1 protein-coding gene is annotated in these 1,256 nt (G+C 56.6%); it reads left to right on the top strand.

Annotated features, from left to right (window positions below; all coding sequences use genetic code 11):
- Window positions 1-323: 323 nt before the first annotated feature.
- Window positions 324-479, top strand: coding sequence for a hypothetical protein (locus HIJ39_RS23010; protein WP_169103351.1), 156 nt, complete (start codon window positions 324-326; stop codon window positions 477-479).
- Window positions 480-1,256 lie beyond the last annotated feature (777 nt).

Here is a 1,256-nt window from a genome sequence, read left to right as displayed (position 1 = left end):
CCCGTGGGGGAGCCTTGACGGAGCGGCGGCGGACATCGATAATCCCGCCTCGCTCCAAAGGATGGAACGGGTACCATTGGTTTGACATTGCGGCGAGTTTCGAGTGTCCATGGACTTGACACAAGTCCAGGCACATGCTTGGTGCGCCTGCTGAAGCGCCCACAGTGGAGCCGTGTGGACCAGCCGGCGGGTGTCGCGGCAACGCGAGTGCCATTGGAATCGTCGCGGGCAAGCCGCGCCCAGTGCCTCCGCACGCGGCCGATATTCGGGACTATCCAATGGTCGCGAGGTGTTCTACTATACATTAAGCGGAGGTGAGACAGGTGGCCACAGCAGTCGGTGTAGCCAATTTTGGTTTGCTCCGGGTGGTGCCCACACGGCATGTATGGGCCACGTCCATTGGGCAACAGGTCTCGATACCGCATCATGTCACACACTCGGCGTCGTCTTTAGCACGGGTGCAGCCGCAGTTGTCTTGACACCGCTCATAATGCTCATAGCCGTAGCTATGGCACGGTTGTTGTTCCGTTATCGTCACCGCCGCCTCTGGCTAGCGGCTCTGGTCTCCTCATATTGGTCTTTCTTCTTTGTTCTGTCGTTCGGCTTGGGCTGGTAACTCATATCCGCCGCGCTCGTCACCTATCATAGCAGCGCTCGTGCTCCCCTATCATCGAGACTCGCATCATCCATAGAGAACTGAAAAATGCACCGTGCTTTCCAATTTCGGGGCTTCTCCGTTCAGCCACTAATTCGCTCCTAAGTAACGCCTGCCCCCATCTGCATTAGCAAAGTGGGCCCTCCACTCTAAGTTGCGCGTAACCATATGCTCAGCCTGCTGCCATACACGATTGTTCCTCCTCGCACCCGGTCAGGTCACTTAGGTGGTCGCTCGGTCGCGACAGCTCGGGGTTTCGTTGTGTTCAACTGAACGTAATCGCGGAGACACAAACACTACGCAGCCTAATCGACCAACTTCTGCAAGGCGTACCCCTAGCCATCGCATGTAAGAATTCAGGGCTGGATGCGCCTCCTGCAATCGGTAAGGATTATCGGATTGGGCAACTCGGCCGCGGACGTGGATATGCGGTATGTTGCGGTTCCCCACACCATGTTCTTGCCGTCAAAGTCCTTCGCGGGCCAATTGCTCCATAAATCACCTATTAGCCCAGCCGAGCACGCTCTAGCAGCTTGTGTGAATAGTCCCGAACATCCGGCGCAAAAAGGACTTCGCGACCCGGATGGCGAAATAAAAACTT

Origin of the sequence: Sulfobacillus harzensis, from assembly GCF_012933365.1 — a bacterium.
Taxonomy (GTDB): domain Bacteria; phylum Bacillota; class Sulfobacillia; order Sulfobacillales; family Sulfobacillaceae; genus Sulfobacillus_B; species Sulfobacillus_B harzensis.
Note: the sequence above shows the minus strand (reverse complement) of the source record. Positions and strands in the feature narration are given on the sequence as shown.